Source organism: Pedobacter ghigonis, assembly GCF_903166585.1.
Taxonomy (GTDB): Bacteria; Bacteroidota; Bacteroidia; order Sphingobacteriales; family Sphingobacteriaceae; genus Pedobacter; species Pedobacter ghigonis.
The window spans coordinates 23,483-49,936 of sequence record NZ_CAESCM010000010.1; the positions used below are offsets into that span (position 1 = coordinate 23,483).

The 26,454-nt window shown below is 39.0% G+C and carries 24 protein-coding genes; 7 read left to right on the forward strand and 17 right to left on the reverse strand.

Annotated elements, in window-relative coordinates:
- Nucleotides 1-58 precede the first annotated feature (58 nt).
- Genes HWV58_RS14890 through HWV58_RS14900 form a run of 3 tightly spaced genes read right to left on the reverse strand, consistent with a single transcriptional unit; the run spans nucleotide 59 to nucleotide 3,292 of the window.
- A complete protein-coding gene (locus tag HWV58_RS14890; protein ID WP_175634864.1) occupies nucleotides 59-1,201 on the reverse strand; it encodes an ABC transporter permease in 1,143 nt (380 codons plus the stop codon).
- Nucleotides 1,201-2,337 (reverse strand): glycosyltransferase family 2 protein, encoded by a 1,137-nt coding sequence (locus HWV58_RS14895; protein WP_175634865.1) that lies wholly within the window; start codon nucleotides 2,335-2,337, stop codon nucleotides 1,201-1,203. Before HWV58_RS14895 ends, HWV58_RS14890 begins: the two co-directional genes overlap by 1 nt.
- Nucleotides 2,315-3,292 (reverse strand): lysylphosphatidylglycerol synthase domain-containing protein, encoded by a 978-nt coding sequence (locus tag HWV58_RS14900; protein ID WP_175634866.1) that lies wholly within the window; start codon nucleotides 3,290-3,292, stop codon nucleotides 2,315-2,317. The genes HWV58_RS14895 and HWV58_RS14900 overlap by 23 nt, the downstream gene beginning before the upstream one ends.
- Before the next feature lie 41 nt (nucleotides 3,293-3,333).
- Here HWV58_RS14900 and ruvC point away from each other — a divergent pair, with 41 nt between their 5' ends.
- Nucleotides 3,334-3,930, forward strand: a complete 597-nt coding sequence (ruvC, locus tag HWV58_RS14905) for a crossover junction endodeoxyribonuclease RuvC (protein ID WP_175634867.1) — start codon at nucleotides 3,334-3,336, stop codon at nucleotides 3,928-3,930.
- Nucleotides 3,931-4,037: 107 nt separating this feature from the next.
- On the opposite strand, the gene HWV58_RS14910 is transcribed toward ruvC, so the two are convergent.
- The 3 genes from HWV58_RS14910 to HWV58_RS14920 all read right to left on the reverse strand — a co-directional run bounded on the left by HWV58_RS14910 (nucleotide 4,038) and on the right by HWV58_RS14920 (nucleotide 6,273).
- Complete coding sequence (locus HWV58_RS14910; protein WP_235972736.1) at nucleotides 4,038-4,934, reverse strand: DUF4349 domain-containing protein; 897 nt, start codon at nucleotides 4,932-4,934, stop codon at nucleotides 4,038-4,040.
- A gap of 297 nt (nucleotides 4,935-5,231) precedes the next feature.
- Nucleotides 5,232-5,450: a hypothetical protein gene (locus HWV58_RS14915; RefSeq protein WP_124560565.1), complete on the reverse strand. Its 219-nt coding sequence runs from the start codon at nucleotides 5,448-5,450 to the stop codon at nucleotides 5,232-5,234.
- A 58-nt stretch (nucleotides 5,451-5,508) separates the two neighbouring features.
- Entirely contained in the window at nucleotides 5,509-6,273 is a 765-nt protein-coding gene (locus HWV58_RS14920; RefSeq protein WP_175634868.1) for a 5'-nucleotidase, lipoprotein e(P4) family, read from the reverse strand.
- Between the two features lie 226 nt (nucleotides 6,274-6,499).
- Between HWV58_RS14920 and HWV58_RS14925 the strand changes: the two genes are divergently transcribed.
- Nucleotides 6,500-7,132 carry a PKD domain-containing protein gene (locus HWV58_RS14925; protein WP_175634869.1) on the forward strand — a complete coding sequence of 211 codons (633 nt, stop codon included), beginning with the start codon at nucleotides 6,500-6,502 and terminating at the stop codon, nucleotides 7,130-7,132.
- A 334-nt stretch (nucleotides 7,133-7,466) separates the two neighbouring features.
- On the opposite strand, the gene atpG is transcribed toward HWV58_RS14925, so the two are convergent.
- The 8 genes from atpG to HWV58_RS14965 form a co-directional block, all read right to left on the reverse strand.
- Nucleotides 7,467-8,360 (reverse strand): ATP synthase F1 subunit gamma, encoded by an 894-nt coding sequence (atpG, locus tag HWV58_RS14930; protein ID WP_175634870.1) that lies wholly within the window; start codon nucleotides 8,358-8,360, stop codon nucleotides 7,467-7,469.
- 71 nt (nucleotides 8,361-8,431) lie between these two features.
- Nucleotides 8,432-10,006 (reverse strand): F0F1 ATP synthase subunit alpha, encoded by a 1,575-nt coding sequence (gene atpA / locus HWV58_RS14935; protein WP_175634871.1) that lies wholly within the window; start codon nucleotides 10,004-10,006, stop codon nucleotides 8,432-8,434.
- Nucleotides 10,007-10,155: 149 nt separating this feature from the next.
- On the reverse strand, nucleotides 10,156-10,695 hold the full coding sequence (gene atpH, locus HWV58_RS14940) for an ATP synthase F1 subunit delta (protein ID WP_175634872.1): 540 nt from the start codon (nucleotides 10,693-10,695) through the stop codon (nucleotides 10,156-10,158).
- A gap of 92 nt (nucleotides 10,696-10,787) precedes the next feature.
- Entirely contained in the window at nucleotides 10,788-11,282 is a 495-nt protein-coding gene (locus HWV58_RS14945) for a F0F1 ATP synthase subunit B (protein ID WP_090983248.1), read from the reverse strand.
- 90 nt (nucleotides 11,283-11,372) lie between these two features.
- Nucleotides 11,373-11,588, reverse strand: a complete 216-nt coding sequence (gene atpE, locus HWV58_RS14950) for an ATP synthase F0 subunit C (RefSeq protein WP_056087863.1) — start codon at nucleotides 11,586-11,588, stop codon at nucleotides 11,373-11,375.
- A 42-nt stretch (nucleotides 11,589-11,630) separates the two neighbouring features.
- A complete protein-coding gene (gene atpB / locus HWV58_RS14955) occupies nucleotides 11,631-12,758 on the reverse strand; it encodes a F0F1 ATP synthase subunit A (RefSeq protein ID WP_175634873.1) in 1,128 nt (375 codons plus the stop codon).
- Between the two features lie 14 nt (nucleotides 12,759-12,772).
- Entirely contained in the window at nucleotides 12,773-13,162 is a 390-nt protein-coding gene (locus HWV58_RS14960; RefSeq protein WP_235972737.1) for a hypothetical protein, read from the reverse strand.
- A gap of 249 nt (nucleotides 13,163-13,411) precedes the next feature.
- Complete coding sequence (locus HWV58_RS14965) at nucleotides 13,412-13,636, reverse strand: AtpZ/AtpI family protein (RefSeq protein ID WP_175634874.1); 225 nt, start codon at nucleotides 13,634-13,636, stop codon at nucleotides 13,412-13,414.
- Between the two features lie 105 nt (nucleotides 13,637-13,741).
- Here HWV58_RS14965 and porW point away from each other — a divergent pair, with 105 nt between their 5' ends.
- From porW to HWV58_RS14990, 5 genes are all read left to right on the forward strand, one after another.
- Nucleotides 13,742-16,504, forward strand: a complete 2,763-nt coding sequence (gene porW / locus HWV58_RS14970; protein WP_175634875.1) for a type IX secretion system periplasmic lipoprotein PorW/SprE — start codon at nucleotides 13,742-13,744, stop codon at nucleotides 16,502-16,504.
- Between the two features lie 286 nt (nucleotides 16,505-16,790).
- Nucleotides 16,791-19,010: a transglycosylase domain-containing protein gene (locus tag HWV58_RS14975; protein WP_175634876.1), complete on the forward strand. Its 2,220-nt coding sequence runs from the start codon at nucleotides 16,791-16,793 to the stop codon at nucleotides 19,008-19,010.
- A 192-nt stretch (nucleotides 19,011-19,202) separates the two neighbouring features.
- Nucleotides 19,203-21,005, forward strand: coding sequence for an excinuclease ABC subunit UvrC (gene uvrC, locus HWV58_RS14980; RefSeq protein ID WP_175634877.1), 1,803 nt, complete (start codon nucleotides 19,203-19,205; stop codon nucleotides 21,003-21,005).
- 133 nt (nucleotides 21,006-21,138) lie between these two features.
- On the forward strand, nucleotides 21,139-21,537 hold the full coding sequence (locus HWV58_RS14985; RefSeq protein ID WP_175634878.1) for a nuclease A inhibitor family protein: 399 nt from the start codon (nucleotides 21,139-21,141) through the stop codon (nucleotides 21,535-21,537).
- A 37-nt stretch (nucleotides 21,538-21,574) separates the two neighbouring features.
- Nucleotides 21,575-22,945: a DNA/RNA non-specific endonuclease gene (locus HWV58_RS14990; RefSeq protein WP_217707008.1), complete on the forward strand. Its 1,371-nt coding sequence runs from the start codon at nucleotides 21,575-21,577 to the stop codon at nucleotides 22,943-22,945.
- A 174-nt stretch (nucleotides 22,946-23,119) separates the two neighbouring features.
- On the opposite strand, the gene porN is transcribed toward HWV58_RS14990, so the two are convergent.
- The 3 genes from porN to porL are packed head-to-tail and all read right to left on the reverse strand — an operon-like array spanning nucleotide 23,120 to nucleotide 26,419.
- Nucleotides 23,120-24,031 carry a type IX secretion system ring subunit PorN/GldN gene (gene porN / locus HWV58_RS14995; RefSeq protein ID WP_175634879.1) on the reverse strand — a complete coding sequence of 304 codons (912 nt, stop codon included), beginning with the start codon at nucleotides 24,029-24,031 and terminating at the stop codon, nucleotides 23,120-23,122.
- A gap of 7 nt (nucleotides 24,032-24,038) precedes the next feature.
- A complete protein-coding gene (gene porM, locus HWV58_RS15000) occupies nucleotides 24,039-25,571 on the reverse strand; it encodes a type IX secretion system motor protein PorM/GldM (RefSeq protein ID WP_175634880.1) in 1,533 nt (510 codons plus the stop codon).
- Nucleotides 25,572-25,612: 41 nt separating this feature from the next.
- A complete protein-coding gene (porL, locus tag HWV58_RS15005; RefSeq protein ID WP_175634881.1) occupies nucleotides 25,613-26,419 on the reverse strand; it encodes a type IX secretion system motor protein PorL/GldL in 807 nt (268 codons plus the stop codon).
- Nucleotides 26,420-26,454 lie beyond the last annotated feature (35 nt).

The window sequence follows — 26,454 nt, forward strand, 5'->3', positions numbered from 1 at the left end:
CCATTAAGCTCATCTTTCGACAGGCTCAACATGGCTTTTGATTATATATTTTTTAGGCTTAAACAGTTACATTCTGACCTTTAACGTCAAAAGCATCGCGCAGGCCTATAGCCAGCACATTAAAGGCATAAACTGTAAGCATAATGGCTAAACCAGGCAAAATGGCCAGATATGCTGCATCCATAATAATATAACCATAATGCTCTTTAATCATACTGCCCCAGCTTGGCATAGGTGGTTGCGCCCCAAAGCCCAGAAAGCTTAAACCGGTTTCTAATAATATTGCCGAGGCGAAATTAGAAGAAGCGACGACCAAAATAGGACCGGCTATATTGGGTAAGATATGTTTGATAATGATTTTGCTGGTACTAAAACCCAGCGCCCTTGCGGCCTCCACAAATTCAACTTCTTTAAGCGCCATAACCTGTCCGCGTACTAACCGGGCAACATCTACCCAGGTAGACAAACCTACAGCGATAAAAATTTGCCAAAAACCTTTTCCCAGAGCAAACGATATAGCAATAACCAGCAAAAGAGAAGGCAGAGACCATACTACGTTCATAAACCAGCTAATGGCAGCATCTATACGCCCACCAAAGTAGCCTGCTATTGCACCCAAACTCACCCCAATAAAGAGCGAGATGAGTACAGCCATTAAACCCACCGATAGCGAAACGCGGATACCTAAAATTATCCGGCTTAATAAATCGCGGCCATAAATATCTGTTCCTAAAAGGTAAGTCTGCCTGTAAATATTATTTTTTTCGAATAGAGATTGTGGTGTGCCCGCTTTAGATGGTATAACGCAATCCGGGCATAAATCGCTCAGTGCGTATTGGGTTGCCTTAGCCTTTTCATCATCGCCGATATACTCCTGAACAAAAACGGTTTCTCCTGCTATTTTATACCCCGTAATCGGAATGCTTTTAAAAGTTGGTGTTTGCCCAAACAACATCCTTTCGAAAAACCCAACCTTTTCTACCTTTGGGTTCCTGCCCGTAATGAGAAAAGTAAAGGTGCTTCCGGGTTTCTTTTTATTTAACTGTAAAGTTTGTACGTTCGCATCCGGAGAATCATCGGGCATAATCAAATAACCCGCAATGCCCATCACCATCAGCAGTAAGATGAAAACCAGTCCGGCAAAGGCAAACTTATTCCGCTTAAACTTTAACCATACTTTTTTTGACGGGCTGTTATCCATTATCTAACCATTCTGCCTTTCCAATTGTATTTTCCGCTATTTCCGGCAATGCCAATGTACACCATATATAAAATGTGCAGCACATTTAACACCGGGATTAAAATGAGTAAACTCCGCCTTTTTGCAAAGCCTGTTACATCCCATAAAAATAAGCTTTCTAAAGCCATTTTAACCAATAATTGATAAAATGTGATCGTTAAAAAACCAGGGATAAATAATCCGGTAATAAAGTTGGAGAGTATGCTGAGGTTGAAAATCCAGATGAGTACGCCCAGCACAATAATCCCTTTGTTTTTATAACGGGTACTTTTCGAAGCCCAACGCCTGCGTTGTTGAATAAAAGCACTTAAATTTTCTTTGGCGTGTGTGTATACGATAGCCTCCCTGTTTTTAAGGAAGCCAATGCGATCGGGATATTTCGCGGCAATTTTGTGCAACAGTAATTCATCATCGCCTGATGCCAGATCGTCAATCCCCTGAAAACCGCCAACCTCGTAAAAAGTTGTTTTCTCGTAAGCCAGGTTTGCACCATTACAGGTAGAAGGTTGTTTATTACCAATGGTCGATGCCCCTAAACCAATCAGATACAAAAATTCAAGTGATTGCAACCTTTCAAAAAAACTTTTTTCCTGAAAATAGGCTACCGGGGAGGAAATCATTTTATACTTTTTCTGCTCAAACAGTTGTACAATCGTTGCCAGCCAGTTTTCGCCCATTCTACAATCGGCATCAGTGGTTACAATTAAATCGCCGGTACAGGTACCTATTGCCGTTTGTATGGCTTTCTTTTTATATGAATTTAGGGCTCTATCCTCATTAAGTTTAATCAACCTTACATTTTTGCCTGCATAACTCAATACAATTTCTGCAGTACGGTCGGTAGAATGATCGTCGATGATGATGATTTCGGTCAACACCTTTGGATAGGTCTGGGCAATCAAATCATCGATCGTTTTATTAATGTTAGCTTCCTCATCCCGGGCAGCTACAATAATCGAAACCTTGGTTTGTGGATCTGACTTTTCGGGAGTAAAATAAGTTAAATTATGCCATCCTCTGATAAAATTAAGCACCAGAAAAGCATAAATGAGGGTTAATGCAGCGGATAATAGACTAATTAGATTTAAGATTTCCAAAAAAGTTGAGTTTAAAAACGAAATAAGCGCCTAATATAGCAGGAATTATAATATTTATGAGCCAAATACTTGCTGTACATGCAATAACGGCTACATGCTGATCGGTTACATGCTTAAACAATTCAACAGCGGTAACACTTCTAATGCCTACATCGAACAAATCTAACGAAGGTAAAGCCGATTGGACCAGGAACAACAAGCAAGTCATCATTACAATATCGGCATAGTGCAAACCGGGTATTAACCAGATAAACAAAATAAAGTATTGCGAACTGAAAACCAGATACCTCGCCATACAATAACCAATAATGCGTAACAGTTCTCTTCGGCGGTACCGGCCTAAAATACTGTAGAACTTTTTGTATTTACGGGTAAACTTAAAGGATAACAGAATACCATTTAACCATTTGATATTGAAATAGAAAACAATAAAAAACAGGCAGAAGAATACAGCTAGAAAAACTACAGCAATAAATAGTACACGATCGATTGGAATGACGCGGTAGATGAAAAAACAAGCCGCAATTGCCCCAAAAACATTGGTTAGTACCAGCTGACCGATACTGCCAACACTCATGGCTACCACACCTACAATCCGTCTTTTGGGAGAAAGGAAAAATACCCGGCCTCCATATTCACCCAAACGGTTTGGGGTAAAAATAGCCATTGTTAAACCACAAAAAACAGATTCAATGGCCCGGTAAAAACTTATGGCTTCGATGTGGCTCATTAAGTATTTCCACTTTGCCGCCTCCAGCAGCCAGTTTACAAACATTAGGAGCACTACCAGTCCGATTACTGCAGTAATTTCGAGCTGATCGATATCTTTTAGCAGCGTACCGAAATCGCTCAGGTTTTTATTGGCAACAAGCTTGTGGTAAATAAACCAAAAGGCGAACAGCACAATGGCCGCTTTAATAAGCAGTGATAATATTTTTTTGTTCTTGCCTGTCAAACTTGTCTTTTTAGAGTGCAAATATGCTTAATATTGCTGTAATGTTGAACGAAAAAAAGGAACGGGTTATTATGGGCATCGACCCGGGCACCGCGGTGATGGGTTATGGTGTTATTTTAGAAAAGGGAAATAAAACAGAGCTGATTAGTTTGGGGGTGGTAAAAATGACCCATCTCGACGATCCTTTTCTTAAACTTCAACGCATTTTCGAAAAAACAGTTGTTTTAATTGATCAGTATAAACCCGATGTGCTGGCAATTGAAGCTCCCTTTTATGGCAAAAACATTCAGGTATTACTAAAATTAGGCCGTGCGCAGGGAACAGCTATAGCTGCTGCCTTATCCAGAAATGTATCGGTAACAGAATATTCGCCCAGAAAGATCAAACAATCCATTACGGGCAGCGGAAACGCCACTAAAGAGCAGGTTGCAGCTATGTTGCAAAGGTTATTAAATTTTAAAGAAACACCCGAATTTTTAGATGCGACAGATGGGTTGGCAGTTGCCGTTTGCCATTCGTTTCAAAAAATTACCACTGGTGGCAAATCTAAAACTTACTCAGGCTGGGAATCTTTTGTGAGCGATAATAAAACTAAGGTTACAGGAATAAAGAAAACTACAGGTAAGCTTAAGGGTTAGTTTAAATGGTCAGTACAGACACAAACCATTAGGAAAGTTCGTCATTAATAAATTAAAAATGGTCCGTGCGTAACACGAACCATTAGAGAGCGACCTGTAAATAAAAGTTATTGTCTGGCCTGATCAATCAGATTCTTAGTAGCTAAATCAGTTGTCAGCTTATTCATTTTAATCAGATACCTGGCTACAAAAAATACTGCAACACCAACCAGTATTAACATCCATAAGTTAGAAAGGGCAAGGATAATTTCCTTAAAAATGGTCCAGCCGTTTACCAGGCCTAGCCAAAAACGATCTGCAAAACCCGGTTTATAATCGTACACATTATCATTGGCTACAATCATGGTTTTAACTGTGTTATCCTGATAAAAATTGAGTGTAATGGTACTGTATTTTACGCGGCTATCAATCAGCAGATTTTCGATTTTACGGTCAACATAATCATCTTTAATAAATAGCGATGTTTCCACATTCGGGCTCTTTTTAGTCGCCATTTTATTAATACGCTCAACAGCCTCTACCCTGTTATTGGCTTTGAGTTTATTGGCCAGATAAGCAATACTCTGGTCGTCCATCTTCATCGATTGGTTATCGACAAATACCGCCATTTTAGCAATGGCATTGGTAAAATCGTCGAGCTTTTCTGATGGCACTTTAGCTACCAGATAACCTTCGGTACGGTATGAAGTAATTTCTTTAAGCGAATCGATCGATTGTTTAACCTTCTGGCTTTCCTGGATAACGCTCTGAATGGAGAACTCCGCTACAGTGCCTCCCTGTGCTTTGATGGTTTGACTCAGTTTTTCTTTGGTATTCTGCACATCTTTAACGCGGAAGCGCATATCGGCAGTTTTAATGATTTTAGGAGCAACCGTACTGGTGCTGTCTGCACTTTCTCCGCTACTGATTTCCTCAGTTGAGGCTACTGATCCATATTTTTTTTCAGCATTCTGGCAGCCGAATAAACATGCGGCTACGGCCATAGCAATAATAATCCTTTTCATGATTTAGTGGTTCTAATGGGTTAATCATTTGTGTGAAATTATCTTCTCTGGCCAGTGAAGTTGCGGCATCTTTTATTTTTATACCGCGTTTTTCCCTTTATACCAAAATTGCTTTAAGGTAACCCGCGTTAGTTTTATGTGATGCGTTAAGCGTTAAGCGGGAAGGCGAGAAACAGGCCATTTGAATGCAAAAAGCCCTATTTAACTTAAAAAATATTTTTTTTTGGAAAAGGATAAAAGCAAAAAAGCCTGTCATGAATGAACAAGACAGGCTTTATTATTTAGAGAGAAAATATGTTATGCATCTAAAATTTTGAATACACCTTTAATGGCGATAATTGCACCGATAAACAAAACGATCCAAGAAGCCAAAGATACTTGCCATGAATCGTAAGCGAAACGCGCATAAGTACCCACCATGCAAACCAGTACACCAAAAATCATTAATTTATAAATTCCTGGCTGGTTAGCCGTTTGCATACTTTCTGTATTGTGCTTTAATTCGTTGTTCTCCATAATGTTTATTTTTATGATGCAGCAAAAGTAATACTTATTGCTGAATAATTATATAAACTTAGTAACTTTTTAATCGTTCTAAACGTTGTTTTGCTTTATCCTTGTCAGATAGGTTTTCGCCCTGATACAAAGGCTTTTCCCAATCGCCATACATCGGGTTGGGTAATACAATAAATTTCACACCAAAAAGCTGCTGGTTTAAGTTTACCTGCTCATTTGTATTTTTATTTTCGCGGTAAAAAACATTCGAAAAATCGCTCAGATTATCGCCGCAGAGCATTAAAATGTTATGCGTTTCTGCTATTTTTTGCCTGCGTGGCTCCTTGTTGGAAGTACCTTTCGAAACCAGCAAATGTGCATCATCGGCGTAAGGGAAACCAAATTTCTGCAGGTTTTTCAATGTTGCACCATAGTCCTTTTCATCACGGTTGCTTACATAAAAAGTTTCGATGTTTTTGCTTGCAGCAAACTTTAAAAAAGTCAACGCCCCCGGAACAGTATCAGCCTGTGCTAAATTAGTCCAGGTGGTCCAGTCTGCAGGATTATAACTTAAGCCTTTTTTTATTTCATGTCCCTGAAAAGCCGAATTATCTAAAACGGTTTCATCAATATCTACAATTACACAATTGGGTTTTCTACTTGTATCTGCCCATACAGCCTCTTTCAGTGATAAACGCGCAAAGTTGTAGGCCTGAAAGCATAAAGCCCGGTATTCGCCTGATGTTTGTTGCCAAAGTACCGCATTGGTGTAATCTCTTGCCGGGTTTTGGGCCTGAGCAAAGAATGGAATAAGCGATAGTACGATGAATATGTATTTTTTCATAACCAGATGTTAGGTTACAAAGATATTAAAAGCCACTAACTAAGTCGAAGACAAAAATCGCAATTAAGCTCTTGTGCGCAAACAAATCGCAAGGCAACACAAAATACATCTAAGTACATATCAACCTACAAATTCAACTAATTATCCGAATATTTATTTTATCAATTAAACCTTTAGTTATAAAATTTAATTAGCTTTGGCCACACACAAATAAAATCACTACATCATGAAATTTAAAAGCTTATTAGGGTTAACTATTGCCCTGTTTTTCTTAGCTGCGTGCAAGAAACAATCCATTCCAGAAATTAGTACAACCGATTTTAATATTAAAAAAAGATCATTGTATTTAACACAGTCAATTGAGCTGAATGCAAAAGATTCGATTGCAGGCAACAATTATGTCTGGAACTATGGAGATGGAACTACTGAAACCAAAGGAAGTAAAACTGAGCATCAGTACAAAACTTCAGGTATTTTTGAAGTAAGTCTAACTGTCTACAACAAGACAAGCAAGACTAAAATTAGAGTGCTTCCAGGAGACATTAGTTACCAAATCAAAAATAACAGTAAGTTCGATTTGGATCTGAATTCTTACGTAAACCTCCCTGTTAATACAGTTAGATCAGTATTAAAACCAAACGGACTCTCTGATACTATTTATGTTAAATTACAGGCTACGGGAAATTTATTGCAGCTTACAAACATTAGCGGTATTGCGAAAGGAAAAGCATTTCGTTTTGATGAAATGTTTTGGCAAAAAGACTCCATGCATAACATACTCTCAATAGATAACAACACTAAAATCCAACTTGGAGCCCATGGTGAATTAGGCATTAGTTCTACGCTCGAAAACTTATAGTAACCAGTAGAAAACAGTAAGCCCATTTCTTAACCGAAATGGGCTTCTTTTTTTAAGCGTGTTTAAGTACACATTTTGTTTGCCTTAACGCATAAGATAAGTTTTATCTGCATTGGGCAGAAAATAATAAATGCTTTTCCCTTAAAAAGTCTGGCCAAAGCATAATCCAGCTGCTTTCTGACAATCATAACAATTTATTAATCCTGAAAAAACATAATAATTATGGATTACGAAATTCATACTAATAACCAAGCCCATCTCAATTAAGAAATGGGCTTTGTATTTTTTGCTTGCTCAGACTCCAAACTAAGGACGCTGAACTCCAAACTTAGTGTTATCCTTCTAATGCTGCTGCACCACTTACAATCTCTGTTAACTCGGTTGTAATTGCTGCCTGACGCGCTTGGTTGTAAGAAAGTTTTAATGCTTTCAATAACTCACCGGCATTCTCAGTTGCTTTATCCATCGACGTCATACGCGCACCATGCTCAGAAGCGTGAGAATCTAACACGGCTTTGTACAACTGGATTTTAATTGATTTAGGGATTAACTGCTCAACAATTTCTTCTTGAGAAGGCTCCAGGATATAATCAACGTTAGTTGTTTTCTTCTCTTCTTTTTGTTCTGCCGCCTGTTCAGCTTTTGGTAAAGGCAATAACTGCTCTGTAGTGATAAACTGTACAGCTGCATTTCTGAAACGGTTATACACCACCTCAACTTTATCAAACTCACCTTTAACAAAACCAGCCATAATCGCGTCTGTAATTTTAGTTACATTTTCGAAAGTTAAGGCCGAAAATACTTCGTTATTGTTACCGATAACATTGTACTTGCGTTTCTCGTAAAAATCCTGAGTTTTTTTACCGATAGAAATAATGCTTACGTTACCGTTTTTCAACTGTTCGCTATATTTCTCAGCAATTAAATTATTGGCCGCTTTAATTACGTTCATGTTAAAAGCACCTGCCAAACCACGGTTTGATGATACTGTAACAATTAAAACCTTATTGGGCTCACGTTCCTGGATAAAAGGTGATGAAGAGCCTTCTAAACTTGCTGATAGATTACCTAAAATCTCTTTCAGTTTAGTTGCATAAGGACGTAAAGCGATAATTGCGTTGGTAGCACGTTTCAACTTAGCCGCCGAAACCATTTTCATAGCTTTGGTGATTTGCTGTGTTGATTGTACCGATGCAATCCGGTTTCTTACTTCTTTTAAATTAGCCATTCTTATTAAGGGGAAAGTATAAAGCTAAAAGCAAAAAGCTTTGAACTTTCTGCTTTTAGCTTTCAACTCTATTAGTATTTACTTGAAATCTCTTTTGCTACTGTATCTAAAACACCAGTAATGCTGTCATCAAATTTACCAGCTTTTAATGCCGCTAAAGTTTCAGGGTGACGCAATTCCAGTTGAGTTAAGAATTCAGTTTCAAATTCTTTTACTTTGTTAACCGGAACGCTACGCATTAAGTTTTTAGTACCAGCGTAAACAATTGCAACTTGTTTCTCTACAGTGAACGGAGAGAATTGCGCTTGTTTCAACATTTCCACGTTACGTGCACCTTTATCAAGTACTGATTTAGTTGCAGCATCTAAGTCAGATCCGAATTTAGAGAAAGCCTCTAACTCGCGGTATTGAGCCTGATCTAACTTTAAAGTACCTGCTACTTTTTTCATCGATTTGATTTGCGCGTTACCACCCACACGTGATACCGAAATACCTACGTTAATAGCCGGACGGATACCTGAGTTGAACAAGTTCGACTCTAAGAAGATCTGACCATCAGTAATCGAAATTACGTTGGTTGGGATATAAGCAGAAACGTCACCTGCCTGAGTTTCGATAATTGGAAGTGCTGTTAATGAACCACCACCTTTAACGATATGTCTGATCGACTCAGGTAAATCGTTCATGTTTTTAGCGATATCATCGTTAGCGTTGATCTTCGCAGCTCTTTCTAACAAACGACTGTGTAGGTAGAAAACGTCACCTGGATAAGCCTCACGGCCCGGTGGACGACGAAGTAATAAAGAAACCTCACGGTAAGCCACAGCTTGTTTAGATAAATCATCATAAACAATTAAAGCTGGTTTACCAGTATCGCGGAAAAACTCACCAATTGCAGCACCTGCAAACGGAGCATAGAACTGCATTGGAGCAGGATCTGCAGCCGAAGCAGCAACAACAACTGTATATGGTAAAGCACCGTTCTCTTCCAATGTACGTACGATGTTAGCTACAGTAGAGTTTTTCTGACCAATAGCTACATAGATACAGAACACAGGCTGACCTGCTTCATAAAATTCTTTTTGGTTGATAATGGTATCGATACAAACTGCAGTTTTACCAATCTGACGATCGCCAATAACCAACTCACGTTGACCACGACCGATTGGAATCATTGCATCGATTGCTTTAATACCAGTTTGTAAAGGCTCGTTTACCGGCTGACGGTAAATTACACCTGGTGCTTTACGCTCTAAAGGCATTTCGTAAGTTTCACCTAAAATCGGACCTTTACCATCTAAAGGCTCTCCTAAAGTGTTAACTACACGGCCAAGCATACCTTCACCAACTTTAATAGAGGCAATTTTTTTGGTACGTTTAATGGTATCACCTTCTTTGATCTCGTCAGAAGCACCTAAAAGTACCACACCAACGTTATCTTCCTCAAGGTTTAATACGATACCCTGAAGTCCGTTTGCAAATTCAACCAACTCTCCTGATTGAACTTTAGTTAAACCGTAAACGCGGGCAATACCGTCGCCTACTTGCAACACGGTACCAACTTCTTCCAGTTCGGTTTCTGATTTGAAGCCCGCCAATTGCTGTCTGATAATTGCCGATACTTCGTCTGGTCTTACCTCTACCATAATTTTACTTTATATCTTTTTATAAATGTTTAGTGCTTAGCGCATGGCGCCTGGCATTTATTCGCCATCCGCTTATCGCAATTTTTATTTTGTGCTTAGCGTTTGGCGCCTGGCGTTTACAGCCGTTTGCCTAACCCTTAGCGCTAGCGCTATTGCGCAAATTCTTTTTTAAGTTTACTTAAACCGCTGGCAATACTCGCATCAAATTGTTTGTCGCCAACTTTTAATATAAAACCACCAATTAGTTTCTCGTTAATTTTTTCGTTAACAATCACTTCATTAGCGCCTAATTCCTTTTTCACAATGGCAACAATCTCTTCTTTAGCTGCAGCGCTTAAAGCTGTAGCAGAAGTAACATCAGCAGTAACGATACCTTTAATCTGATTGTATTGTTGCACAAACTGTTTTGCAGTAGCAAATAAAATAGCCGAACGGCCTTTGTTAACCACTATTTTGAAAAAAGTAATGGTTAAGGCACCTACCTTATCAGCGAAAATACCGTTTAAAATTCCGGTCTTTTTATCTAAAGGTACAATCGGGTTATTTAATATCGCTTCCAGTTCAGGGGTCTCATCAACCACTTTTTCAAATAAAACCATATCGTTATAAGAGGCCTGTAAAGCGTTGTTTTCAACGGCTAGGTCTATTAATGATTTGGCGTATCTGCTTGCAACTTTAATTTCTGACATATTTTTAGGTGTGAGATGTGAGATGTGAGATGGAAGATGTGAGAACGAATCCCTTATCTAATATCTAATGTCTCAAATCTATTTTCTCAAAACTAGTTTAATTCAACGTCTTTTAACAAGTTAGCCACTAAAGCTTCCTGTTTAGTTTTATCATCTAATTGTGTACGTAAAACACGTTCTGCAATTTCTAATGATAAAGTAGAAACCTGGTCTTTAACTTCTGCTAAAGCTGCTTTCTTTTGGTTTTCGATTTCGATTTTAGCTTTCTCGATCAATTTAGCACCTTCTACCTGAGCTTGTTTTTTAGCCTCGTTTAAGATACTATCTTTTAATGTTTTAGCTTCCTTCAAAATTTCGTCGCGCTCGGCACGGGCTTGTTGCATTAAATCCTGGTTCTGGCTGGTTAAACGGGCCATTTCCTGTTTTGCCAATTCAGCTTTATTTAAAGCTTCATCAATGCTTTGCTCACGTTCGTGAATAGCACCTAAAATTGGTTTCCATGCAAATTTTCTAAGTAAGATCAATAAGCAGATGAATGCTAACGAAGTCCAAAAAACCAATCCTATGCTTGGGGTTACTAATTCCATTTTTTATCTAATTTTTAAAAACAATCTTTTTTAATAAGGTGGGGTAAATAACCAATCGTTAAATACCCTACCTAAATTTTTCAGTTTGAATTATTGAGGGTTGTTACCTAATAATGCAACTACTACACCGAATAAAGCAGCACCCTCGATAAGGGCAGCAGCGATAATCATTGCAGTCTGAATTTTTGATGCAGCTTCTGGTTGACGAGCAATACCTTCCATTGCTTTACCACCTACTTGACCGATACCGATACCTGCACCGATTACTGCTAAACCGGCACCGATTGCCGCGATTGAACCTACCATAACTAATTTAATTTATATTAATTTGTAAAAAATAGTTTTCTATTAATGATGTTCTTCTACTGCCATACCAATAAACAAGGCAGTTAATAATGTAAAAATAAAGGCCTGTAAAAATGCTACCAGCAACTCTAGCACATCCATAAACAATACGAATGCTACTGAAACCGGAGCAATAGCCAATGTTTCGAAAATAAAGATTAACGAGATTAAACTTAATACAATAATGTGACCAGCTGTAATGTTTGCGAACAAACGAATCATTAAAGCGAAAGGCTTAGAAATGATACCAATTAACTCTACAGGGATCATAATTGGGTATAACCACCAAGGCACGTCTGGTCTAAAAATGTGCTTCCAGTAATACTTGTTACCATTGATATTTACGATAATCATGGTGCCAAAAGCCATTACAAATGTCAAAGCAATATTACCGGTTACGTTAGCACCTCCTGGAAAAATCGGCACAAGACCCAACAAGTTGTTAAACCAGATAAAGAAAAATACTGTTAACAAATAAGGCATAAATTTAGCGTACTTGTGACCAATGTTTGGTTTAGCAATATCATCTCTAACAAAAACAATGATTGGTTCGATTAAAGACTGTAAACCTTTTGGTGCTTTACCAACACGTTTTTTATAAGCGCTAGCTACTGAAATAAAAACAACTAATATCACCAGGATCGCTACGAACATAGCAGCCACGTTTTTAGTGATCGAGAAATCTAAAACTGAAGCGGTTTCATCAACCTGACCATTTGCACCAACCACTTTAACATGATCTTCTACCAAACGGTATGTATTATAAGTTCCTTTATAATCTTCTTCGCCATGGTGAAAATGCGCAGAAGAGAAAAATTCTAAACCACCTGGTGTATACAAAATTACTGGAAGAGGCAACGAAGTATGTCCCCATAAGTGCCACATGTGCGAATCTGCAATGTGTTCCATGATTACTTTGGTAGGCTCAAATTTTTCTTTGCCATGCTCAGCTGTTGCTCCGTGCTCTCCAGAAGCTGCATGAGCAGATTCAGCAACAACACTATCAACAGGTACAACAGCGCTATCAACTTGAGCGAAAGTATCAATTTTGATAGATAAAAACGCGATTAAAAGCGTAAAAACAATAGTTAGCCTTTTAACTTTAGACACAAAAACTCGGTTACAATCCATTTATTGGCAGTTTTTTACTTTAAATTTTGGTGGCGCAAGTTACGTAACAAACAGTAAATTTCAAAGGCCGTAAACAATAAATATAAAGAAAAAAAATTAAGCAGAAATACTGGCCCAATTCCCTTTGCTTTTATACTGTAAATCAAGACAAAAGCCATACAAAAAATCATCTTCACTCCTATCGATCCCATAATAGCCATAATACCTACCTCAGGATCGCGTTTTATACCGATATCAACCAGCATATACGCGATGTAAGTAATACCAGCTAAAAAGCCGAACATCACCCAGAAGTTATCGATAAAAAGTTGGGTATTAGGAAATAGTAAGGGTAAAACGGCAACAACGCCTATTAATAAGCCTACGAAGATGAAATAGATACTTGTAAATTTGGCCAGAGTCAATGGAATAATTTGTTAGCAAATAAAAACTCCGGCAAAGATAAGGTTTTTAGTATCAAGTCACTAGTGTGATCGGTAATTATTATTTATTGGTTAATCGAGATGGGTACTATTGCTGGGTTTTGGTTAACTGTTTGAACTGGTTATTGGTTAACCGGGGCGAGTGCTTCCTGGATTGTTAGAAGGTTAACTGTTTAAATTGGTTAATCGGTTAAATGATGCGAACCGTCAACTGAAAACTACCAAACAAAACTAATCCCGGGTAGCCTGCTTGATAGCCTGATAAAGGGCAATTCCTACACCTGCCAGGGCAAAGGCCGCCGTTATTAAATTGGTTTTGCTTTGCCGGTGCTCATCAATCTTATAGCCAATAAAGGTTAAAAGGCCAATAGTAGCAATCATCTGGAAGCCGATGGCAGAATATTTTGCAGCCGCATTTACCTTTTTCTTTGTATCTTCCTCTTTCGGATTTTCCATTTTTTAATGCAATAATTAAATTAACTTTGAATAATTAAAATTGACTGCCAATAATAATTTGGTTTACAATTTGTTTATATGTTATACTAAAGATATCTATCATACTTGAAAAATTACGCTAGCAGAAACTTAAATTCTCTCCTCTTCATTTTCAGCCTGCTCTTTATATATGGCTGTGTAGCAAATAAGGATACAGCCGTTGACCGAAGATTTCAGAACCTAACGGCAAGATATAACTATATTTATAACTCAAATGTTTTATTAACCGAATATAACGAGAGTTTACTGCAAAGTTATACCGATAACTACGAAAAAATACTCCCGGTGTACCTCGATCCCGAACCGCAGGTAAATTTGGTTTTAACACCTGGTGTAGCCAATAAGCAATTAGATGAGGTAATTACCAAAAGCCAGACCATTATTAACGAGAAAAGCTTTAGTAACTATATTGATGATGCCTACATGCTTTTGGGTAAGGCCAATTATCTGAAAGGAAATTATTTTATAGCAACAGAGTATTTCGATTATATCGCAAAAACCTACAGCAGCGATTTAAAAACATTTATCATGGCCATGAACTGGAAAGCCCGTAGCCAGATGGAGTTGAACAACATGGTGCTTGCCGATAAGATAATTGATACGATGCTTCGTGCTGCCGATGAACTGAAAAAAGATATTGCAGAACCGTTAGCCACTGCGGCGCAAATGCGCATTTATCAGAAAAGGAACAAAGAAGCCATCCTTTTTCTCGAATCGGCCATTGAACGTGCGGAAGAAAAACAATTACGCATCCGCTGGCAATTTATTCTTGCCCAATTACAGGAGAAAGAAAAGAACATTACCGATGCCTACGCCAATTTTACAAGGGTAGAAAAAAGCAATGCACCTTTTGAAATGTATTTTCACGCTAATTTAAACCGCATTAAGTTAAAGGCACTGTTAAGCGGCGAAAAGCTGAACAAAGAACAACAGCTGTTGGTCTTGTTAAAAGATGATAAAAACACCGACTATACCGATCAGATTTATTACCAGGTTGGTGAGTTACTTTCGGCCGAAGGAAACTTTGTAAAAGCAGCTGATTATTATAACAAATCGGTACAAACCAGTACGCGAAACCAAAATCAAAAGGCCTTATCTTATTTAAGGATTGCCGATTTAAATTTTAAAGAATTCAACAATTATATCAAGGCGAAGCGCTATTACGATAGCACGGTAATGATTCTACCTAAAAACTTCCCTGATTATGATGCTATTGTTAAAAAAGCGAATAATCTTCAGTATTTAACGGATAGATATACCATTATCGCTAAAGAAGATACCGCTCAGGCTTTTGTCAAACTTCCGGCAAGTGAGCGCGAGGCAAAGGTTAAAGCCTATTTAACGCCCAAAGTTGAGGTTGCCAACACCGGTGGTGTAATCAATAACCAGTTTTTAAATGATCCAGATTTCCCGAATCAATCTTTAAATGCGCCTAAAAATGTTGGTGGCAATACTTTTTATTTTAGCAATAACGCAGCAATAAGTGCAGGTTTCGGCGATTTTAAAAAACGCTGGGGCAACAGACAGCTTGAAGATAACTGGAGACAGAGTGTCCGTTCATCAGCACAGGAAACCAATTCAGTACTTGCAGGTGGAAACGTAGCCACAGGTATAACACCTGCAAATGGCGGCGGCAATCAGGCAACCGCCGACCAAACTTCATTAGAGAAACAGTTTATGGACGGCTTACCTACTACGCCCGAATTGCTGGCTACCTCTAATCAAAAGGTTATTGATGCCTATTTTGAAATTGCCAGTTTTTACCAACAGGAACTGGGCGACAAAACTGAAGCAAATAAGATATATACAGAGCTACTGAAAAGATTTCCGGATAATAACCACCTGGTTGCAATTTACTACAGTTTATACCTGAATTATAAAGGTACCGACGAAGCCAAATCGGAAGAATATAAACAATTGGTACTGAAAAAATTCCCGGAATCTAATTTTGCGAAAACCATTTTAGATCCATCTTATTCAGCTAAGCAAAGTCAGCTCGAAAACACAGCCATAAACAATTACAATGTGGCTTTTGATACCTACGCTAAAAAGGATTATCCAAATCTGGTAAAACAGGTTAATGATAACATCATTGCATTTCCTGATAATGATTTTGCACCTCAATATGCTTATTTAAAAGCCATTGCCATTGGCCGTACTGCAAAAGTAGATTCTTTGCTCACCCAATTTAACCAGATTACCACGCTTTATCCAAATGATAAAATTATTACCCCTCTGGTGCGAGATCACCTGAAATATATTGAAGCCAACTTAGAAGAGTTTAAACAAAGACCAGTTGCACTGATTGATTTCGATCCAAATGCCCCGCGTTTTGTAAGTCAGGCTAACCCAACCCCGGTTGAAAACAAAGCTTTGGTAACCGGAAATGCACCTGCAAAAGTAGCAGAAGTTGCAGGAGCTAAACCGGTTGAGGTTAAACCTGCTGATGTAAACAAACCAGCCAGTATTTTCAGTGCAGCAAAATCGGAAGAATACTATTATGTAATTGATGTGGCCGATGCTACCTTAACACTAAGTTCATCGCGTTTTGGCCTAGGTCAATTTAACCGCGGCAACTATCCTGACAATGATTTGGTACATAAATTGGTAGAGCTTGATAACGATCAATTGATTTATGTAACCAGTTTTATCGATCTGGAAGATGCCAAACTTTACGAATCGAGCATTACAGGTCAGTTAAAGAACATTATGAAAGTACCGGCTAACCTCTATAAAGGCTTTATCATTAGTAAAGAAAACTTTGAAAAACTAACCGACAGACAGCGCATTAACGAATATCTGGAGTTTTTAAAAGACAATTATAAATAGAAGAGCAAAGCGGAAAAGAATAAAGGGGAAAGACTAAAGCTGAAAGCTATGATACCCTTAGGTGTCTTAGATGGTGAAAAAATAAAGCAGACAGACTAAAGCTTAAAGCTGAGATGGCCTTATTTGTCTTAAATGGTAAAAATAAAGCCGAAAGACTAAAGCTAAAAGCGATGATGCCCTGTGGTGGTAGAATGGCCAAAGTTCAAAGCTTAATTTGATTCTATAAAAAATTAATAAATTTGCATCCAAACCTCCTTTTGTGGTGGTTTTGGAAAACAACAATAAAATGAATAAATCCCTTTCTGCACAAGAAACAAAAAGATACAGTTTAATCATCTGGAAATTATTGGTTGGTGGAATAGCCCTCTTTGCTATTTTTATCTCCATGATCGGTTTTGGCCTTTTTGGTGCATTGCCTTCTTTCAGGGATATTGAACACCCGAAAAGCAACCAGGCTTCGGAAATTATTGCTGAGGATGGTCGTCCAATCGGCACATACTTTGTTCAGAACAGATCAAATGTTACCTATAAAGAAATTTCAGAAAATGTAATTAACGGTTTAATTGCCACTGAAGATACCCGTTTTAAAGATCACTCAGGTATCGATTTTAAACGTACTTTCAGCATTATCGGGTACAATTTAATTGGCAAAAAACAAGGTGCCAGTACCATTACCCAGCAATTAGCTAAAAATCTTTTCCCCCGCGAATCGAACCTGAATTTCTTTTCGCTGGTACTCACCAAATTTAAAGAGTGGATTGTTGCCGTAAAATTAGAGCGTAACTACACCAAAGAAGAAATTATAACCATGTATTTAAATACGGTTGATTTTGGTAACCAGGCTTACGGTATTAAATCGGCTGCACGGGTTTATTTTAACACCACACCCGATAAATTGACCTTAACCCAGGCAGCTACTTTAGTTGGGATGCAAAAAGGAATTACCATGTACTCGCCTACCCGACACCCTGAGCGCTCGCGCGACCGCAGGAATACGGTAATGGCCATGATGGTGAAGTCGGAGCTGTTGACCCGAGAAGAATTTGAAGCACAAAAAGACAAACCTTTAAACCTGCATTTTAACGCTGCGACGGTAAATGATGGTATTGCACCTTACTTCCGTACGGTGCTTAAAAATGATATCAAAACCATTTTTCAGGAACAATCGATTACCAAACCAGATGGTACTCCTTATGATTTAGACCGCGACGGGCTGAAAATTTATACCACATTGAATTATGATATGCAGGTATATGCAGAAGAAGCGCAAAAAGAATACATGAAGATTCTGCAGGCACAGTTTATTGCAAGCTGGAAAGGGCGTAATCCGTTTAAAGATAAAACCTTGCAGATTGAACAGGGAATTAAAAGATCAGACCGTTACAAATCTTTAAAACTGGAGGGAAAATCGGACGAAGAGATTACCGAAGATTTTAACACCAAAACGGAAATGACCATTTTTACCTGGAAAGGTAATATCGATACCGTAATGAAACCAATCGACTCGGTTCGCTATTACAAAATGCTTTTGCGTAACGCCATGATGACCATGGATCCAACTAACGGGCATGTAAAAGCCTGGGTTGGTGGTATTAACTACGAACATTTTAAATACGATCAGGTGAAAATGGGTACCCGTCAGGTAGGCTCAACTGCCAAGCCGTTTACTTATGCGGTAGCCATCGAAAACGGTTATTCTCCTTGTTATACGGTACCAAACGTTCCTGTTACCATAGAAGGTTACGGCGATCCGTGGACACCCCGAAACTCAGGAAAACCTTTAGAAGGCAGCATTACTTTACAAAAAGCCCTGGCCTATTCGCAAAACTATGTTACCGCGTATTTAATGAAACAGGTAGGTCCGGTTGCAGTATCTACGCTCGCCACTAAAATGGGTATTCCAAATGTTCCGGCATTCCCATCTATTTGTTTGGGTACTTTCGATTCGTCGATTTACAATATGGTGGGTGCTTATGGTGCCTTTGCCAATAAAGGTACTTACACCAAGCCTATTTACCTGTTAAGGATAGAGGATAAAAACGGTGTGGTGTTGTTTTCTCAAAAAGAAATACCAAAACCGATTATGAGCGAAGAAGTTGCTTATGTGATGACCAGGATGCTGAAAGGTGTTGTAGCCAACGGAACAGGTTCGAGATTAAGCTATAAATATGGAGTAAATGCTCCAATTGGTGCAAAAACCGGTACTACCCAAAATAACTCAGATGGTTGGTTTATGGCCATCACCCCACAACTGGTAACAGGTATATGGACTGGCTGCGAAGACAGGGCTTTCCACTTCATCAGCACCAATCAGGGCGAGGGTGCGAATACTGCTTTGCCTATTTTTGCCGGCTTTATTAAAAGAGTCTATGCTAATCCGGCACTAAAAATTGGACGGGCAGATTTTGAAGCACCAAAAAGCGGAGTATCTATCACTTACGATTGCAACCAATACCAGCAACAGGAAGAAGGCACAACTGAGCTTGATAAGAAGTTAGGATTTTAATACTCTGCGTTTTGCGTGAAGGATAGTAGTGAAAATCCTTTTACTGTACCTGGAGCGTAGCGGAAGGCAACAAAAGATTGTAACGAATAGCCTGTCCCCTTGCGCAGCTTAGGGCACGCCAAAATTCTTTTAAACATTAAATCATACCCGTTTACGTAAGGATTTTCCTTTTGAATCTTATTTTTGTAATTAATGAGCAGTTTCGACCATAAAACAGCATTAACCGCTATACCACATAAACCGGGTGTGTACCAATATTGGGATGCAGACGGCAAGTTAATGTACATTGGCAAGGCAAAAGATCTGCGTAACCGGGTAGGTTCTTATTTTAACAGCGACAGAAACCAGTTTAACGGTAAAACCAGGGTGCTGGTTTCGAAGATCCGCAAAATTACCTTTACCATTGTTGATACCGAGATTGATGCCTGGCTACTTGAAAACAGCTTAATTAAAAAACATCAGCCAAAATTCAATATTAATTTAAAGGATGATAAAACCTATCCATGGATTATTATTAAAAATGAAAATTACCCCCGCATTTACTGGACCCGGAAGGTAATTAAAGATGGATCGACCTATTTTGGCCCCTACGGCTCAATAGGCATGATGCATACCATATTAGACCTGATTAAGGAAACCTATGCCTTACGCACCTGCAGTTTGCCTTTAAACGATAAGAATATTGCAGAAGGGAAGTTTAAAGTTTGCCTCGAATATCAGATTGGCAATTGCAAAGGCCCTTGCCAGGCATATCAAACGGAAAGCGACTACGATAAAAATATTGCCGAAATAAAGGAAATCCTGAACGGGAAGATTGGCAACGTAATCCGCGAGGTAAAATCGACCATTAAATCGGCTGCCGAAGATTTAAACTTCGAGCTGGCGCATCAATATGCCCGTAGGTTAGAAGTTTTAGAGAAATACCAAAGCAAATCGACAGTAGTTAACAGTGCCATTACCAATGTGGATGTGGTGAGTATCGCATCAGACGAACGTTATGCTTTTGTGAACTACCTGAAGGTGATGAATGGAACCATTATCCAGACCCAAACCATCGAGGTTAAAAAGCAACTGGATGAAAGCGACGATGAAATTATGACGCTTGCGATGCTTGATTTCAGGAGCAAATTTAACAGTACTTCGAAAGAAATTATTGTTCCGTTTGAACCTTCGCTTGAAGATGAAAGCCTGCGCTTTACAGTGCCTAAACTGGGGGAAAAGAAAAAGCTTTTAGAACTTTCGCAAAAGAATGTGCTCTTCTTTAAAAAGGAGAAACTAAACCAATACGAAAAGCTAAACCCTGATTTACGCACCGACCGCATTTTAACTACCATGCAAAAGGATTTGCGTTTAACGCAGTTGCCTAAACATATCGAATGTTTCGATAACTCCAATTTTCAGGGAAAATACCCGGTTTCAGCAATTGTGGTTTTTAAGGATGCTAAACCATCCAAAAAAGACTACAGGCACTTTAATGTAAAAACAGTAGAAGGGCCAAATGATTTCGCTACCATGGAAGAGGCTGTTTTCCGTCGCTACAGGCGCATGTTAGATGAAAACCAAACATTGCCCCAGCTCATTATCATTGATGGTGGTAAAGGCCAGTTATCGTCGGCTATGAAGAGCTTAAAACTACTGGGTATAGAAAAGCGCGTAACCGTGATCGGTATTGCCAAACGTTTAGAAGAATTATTTTATCCGGGCGATTCATTCCCGCTTTACCTGGATAAAAAATCGGAAACTTTAAAAGTAATTCAGCAGCTGCGTGATGAGGCCCACCGTTTTGGGATTACCTTTCACCGCAAAAAGCGCGATCAGGGTACATTAAAAACCGAACTCGAGCAGATTGAAGGTATTGGTAAAACCACGGCCGATAAATTGCTTACTCATTTTAAATCGGTTAAAAAAATTAAAGAAGCTACCGAGAAACAACTGGCCGAAGTGCTGAACAAGAAGCAGGTGCAAACTTTATTGGCACACTTTAAAGAAGCGTAAATTCATCTTGTAAAACATAGAAGACAATTGCGTAAAAAGATTAACACTAAATTAATCTGAATTGCTTACAGCTTAAATATTTTCTCAATAAATTAGGGTTGTTAATACAAGTGAACATCTATCCCTATTTTACATGAATAACAGCATCCTGGCTACAATTACCAAACTTTTATTGGGCGTATTGTACTTTACCGAATCAGAAAGCCCTTTTAAAGCGGCCAACTGGGGTAAAATTACTCCTGCAGAACTATTGCAAAAAATTGCAGCAGAATACCACTCAGCCCCACAAAACTTAAAACAGGTGGAACACCCTGCATTTTTTAATCATCTTACTTCAAAGATAGATGCAGCTGATACGCCTATGGTAGAAAATGCTGGTAAAATTGAAGCGTTTTATTCGGCTTTAAAGCAAAGCCTTACCAACCTACAGGTGATCAGAGTAGAGGGAGCTAGCAGAATCCCTGTGCTTATAACCGGCTATTTAGCAGATGGCACCTGTATCGTTATCGAAACATTTGCAGTCGAAACCTGAGAAATTAATTCCAACCATTAAATAATCCAAACTAAACATGAAAGCATTAAAAAAATTAAGCTTAGTGGCCATGCTATGCCTTGGTCTGGCTGCCTGTAAAAAAGAAAACCAGCTACAACCCGAAACAAACCTTTTTGAACAGAAACTAAACAGCAAAGCAGCTACTGCCGGTACTCAGGCCATAGTGGCTGGTTTCCCTGAAAATTTTGAGACGGGTACAAAAGGCAGCTATGCAATAGCATCGGTAACTTTAAGCAGCGGCAGCTGGAGTCTTGATGATGCCTTAATCGGTAACCTTGCTGCTGACGCAAAAAATGGTAGTCAATCGGTACGCATCCGTAATACAGGTATCCTAAGCATGAACTTCGACGTAAACGGAGCTGATGTAGTAAGTATTGCACATGCCAAGTATGGTACCGATGCCAATAGTACCTGGCAGCTTTGGTATTCTACCAATGGTGGCTCGAGCTGGCAACAATCGGGTAGCACCATTACCAGTAGCGCTACAACATTATCAATCGCAACTTTTAATACTGCCATTTCCGGAAACGTCCGCTTCCAGATCCGTAAAATAAGTGGAGGTACTGCACGCATCAATATAGATGATTTCAGCATCTCAACCGGAGATGGAACAACCACCCCTCCAACTACCCCCGGAGATAATAGTCACCTTTTAATGGGTAACCCGAGCAATGCTGTTGCCAGCACTTCTTATCCTGAAAATTACCTGATGGAACGTACTTACTACTCTAGTTCCTACAGTAAAACCAGGGGTACTCCAAACTGGGTAAGCTGGCATATTGGTTCATCTGATTTTGGTTCAACGCCTCGTCAGGATGATTTCAGGGCAGACAACACTTTACCCTCAGGTTGGTACCAGGTATCGAACAGCAGCTACTCAGGGTCGGGTTTTGACCGTGGCCACAACTGTCCTTCGGCTGATAGAACTGCTTCAGTTGCAGCAAACTCTTCTACCTTTTTGATGAGCAATATGATGCCACAAGCGCCAAATAATAATCAGGGACCATGGGCTGATCTTGAAAACTATACCCGATCGCTGGTAACAGCAGGCAATGAAGTTTATGTAATCTGCGGGTCTTATGGCTCAGGTGGCACCGGAAGCAATGGAGGTATTACTTACACCATAGATAATGGACGTATTAATGTGCCTTCCAACACATGGAAAGTGATTGTAGTACTCCCCAATGGCAATAACGATTTAAGCCGCGTTACATCATCTACACGCGTAATTACGGTAAATATGCCTAACACTAACGGATTAAATACCAACTGGAAAACTTACCGTACCACGGTTAATGCAGTAGAATCTGCAACAGGTTACGACATTTTATCGAATGTACCTACAGCTGTGCAAAATGTAATAGAAGCCGCTATTGATAATCAGTAATAGTTTTAATTTAAAGAGAAGAGCGGTAATCGATATGGTTACCGCTCTTTCTATTATAGGCAAGGTTGTTAATTACAGATAACTGAAGATAGACCGTGAGATGCTGAAATAAATTCAGCATGACGACAGCAGAAAACAAAAAAGCTCCGATTTTCATCAGAGCCTTTTGTATTTTTAGTATTCCCAAAGTCCTTGTTCATAATCCAGAACCGATTTTTTAATCCGCTCAGATTCGTACAATCTTTCTCTTGGGTCTGTTATAATATCTCTGATTTTATTGTCACCAGGATTTGATTCTTTAACAATGTAGCTACTAAATAAACGACGGATAAAGAAATCGTCGAAACTTAAATTAGAAGCATCGTTATTGGTGTTAATTAAACGTTTCTTGGTTAAAAGCTCCCTTGCTTCTGTGTAATAAACCCAGAATACAGGTTGCCATTGTTTAGAAACCTCGTTGAATTTTAAAGGTGCTATACCTACAATACGCGGTTCGAAAATAGAACGTTTGGTATCAAAAATCCAATCTTCCTTGATCCTGAATTTCAAGAACAAATCTGGATTAAAATCGTTCACTACAGTAGTAACCGTACCTGTTTTATTGTTCGATACCTCTGCCGTTCCTAAAGCTGATTTTGCAGCCGAATCAGGAGTCATAGGGTTGTTAAACGCATCATCCTCATTCAAAGCACTGTCAATTGGCGAATAAGCAGTTAATTCTCCGGTTTTAATGGCCGATACCAACACATCGATTAATCTCGATTTAGGTGATCTTAATGGCGAATTAACGGTATCGCGTAAATCAATTTCTCTCCAGATACGTTTTGCATAAAACACATCTTCTTCCCTTACATCAGCCAAAGGCACCATTTCGGTACTATCAATGTCTTTACGGGCATAGAAACCATCTTTTGGTGGTACCTTAAGTTTCTTTTTAACTGTTTTAACAGGAGCTTTCACCGTATCTACTACAGGAGCAGCCGCAACGGGCGCAGGCTTTTTCGGTGCTAACTTGGTTGGCTTTTTTTGTGCAAAAGCAAACGTGGTTAACAACACTAAAATAGCAATACTTAAAATCCTTTTCATCTTCTTCTTATTTAACACTAAATGCTAATGAAGGTAAAATTTTCTGACGGCCATCAGGACCTATAGAAACAATATCTTCAAAAAATACCCTTGTACCAGGAGTAACCGAGTTAATAGCACCTTTTACGGCACCTGCAAAACTGCCACCGCTTCCGGCAATAGTAACTGCATCTGAACGTGGTTTGATAATTGTTACTTTATAACGTTGTATTTTAAACTTAACGTCGAAAGGGAAATCATCCAAATCGGCTTCAATTTCGGTTTCACTTTTTAACTGCACAGAAGCAACATCTCCACCTGCACGGCCGCCTACTTTAGCTACCGGAGTTGGAATACCTTTAACCCTGAATTTTTGTGAGCCTAAACTCACTGTTTTGCCAGCATTATTGGCCGATACATTGATAGATACTTCCGAACCAACCAGGCTTCCAGGTACGTTAACATTAAAGTTTCCGTTGCTACCAGACATCGATCCGCCCGAAATAGAAGCTTTGATGCTCTCTAACGGGAAACCTGCTGCGGAAACGGTAAACGGATTGGCAATACCTGCATAAATTACGTTCAATTTGGTAGAAGTAACAGATGCCGATGGTTTTGCAACCTGATAAGTTTGTGGCTGGGTTTTGTATTCTTTTACCTGTCCATCTGTTTGACGAACGCGGATTGTACCTACCCAGGTAAACTGGCCAACACTGCTTGTTCCGCCGGTGTAAGTTCCTTTACCCTCTTTAACTGATAATTTACTACCGTTAACCGTAATATCCGGAGTTGATCTCGAATCGCTCGCTGTTAAAAATACTTCGGCCGTGTAAGGCTGACCTTGAATTACGTAAGAGGTAGGTGCTACTGCAACTGCCGCAAACTGATCCAGGTTTACCTGTGCCTTATCCATATTTCCGAACAATTTTTTCACTACTTCTGCTTCAGCATTTTTAGTATCTGTTTGCAGTTTGGTTAAAATTGTCATTGCAGCAGTTAATGGAGTTCCCTCACCAAAGTAAGTTTCCTGCCAGTTTCCTTTTCTTTTTCTTACAGGATCTTTAGCTTCAAGAGAAAAAGCAACACCAGCTCTGTCTGCCGGATCTAATAAAGAGATTAATTTCTCGCGTGTAGCATTAATCTTCGCCTTTAATTTATCTGCTTCTTTTTTATTGATCATGATATTTTGAGCAATATCCTGATTCGATCTATTTACCAGGTCGCCGGTTTCCGGATCAATTCCATCGCCAGCCTCTGTAAACTGTTTTTTAATACCTTCAATGTAGTTGTTTAACTCATCAGCAGCTGCCTTAGCTTGTTGAGCCTTTTCGTAAATTGGCTGCGCACGGGCTGGCTCTTCTTTCAGTTTCGAATTTTCGAAAGCAGAAAACAACTGGTTAATGCTGGTATTTACGTTATTTTTAGAAGTATCCAAACTATCATTGATATTTTTGAATGCATCTAAAATGGTATCTGATACGTTTAAGGCAAGCATGGCCAACAATACCAAATACATGATATTGATCATCCGCTGCCTTGTTGTTTCTTTTCCGCCTGCCATGTTTGATGTAGCTTTTCTTTAAAAATTAAAAACTAAACAAATTATACACGTGGGCTGTTCATAGCCGATAACATATTGCCATAAATTGCATTAAGCGACGATAAGTTTTTAGCTAACTTGTTCACCTCTTCTTTAAACTGTTTCGAATCTTCCATCGATTCGTTAAAGTTTTGCATGGTTAATGATAAGTTCGAATAGAATTTATTCATCGATTTCAAATGCGCGCTCGAATCTTGTAATTCCAGTTCGTACACCGCGTTCAATGCCGATAAGTTTTTGGCTAAGTTATTTACCTGATCGTGATAAGCTTGTGAATCTACATTGCTCTCGCCCATGGCTTTTAAGTTAGCAGTAGCTTTTTCGAAAGAAGCACTTAAGTTATCGAATCCGGCTGATGCCGTTTTAATTTTAGCTGTAAATTCGTTGGTGGCTGTAGAAGCATCGGCAACATTAGAAATGGTAGCCACTTTATCGCCAAATGTACGCAAACCGGTACCTAAGCTTTCAATTAATTCCGGACCGATTTTAGCATCAGATAACATTTTATCTAAAGCAGCTGTGTTTGACGAACCAACTGCAGCAACAGGTCTGGCTGATGCTTTTGGTAGTTCTCCATCAAAATCAGCTCTCAACTCCGGGTAAACTCTATCCCATGCTGGTTCTGGCTCTGGTGGAAAGAAACCTGTTAAGAAGAATAGAATGGATTCAACCCCAAGACCAATACCGATCATATAGTTACCAAATATTCCACCAATGTGTAATATCTTAAATAACGCTCCGATAATTACAATACTTGCTCCCCATGAAATCGCTACGTGTAACCAGCCTGGTTGTTTTTTTGCTGCCATAAATCTGATGTTTTTCTTTAGTTTTTAGTTTGTTT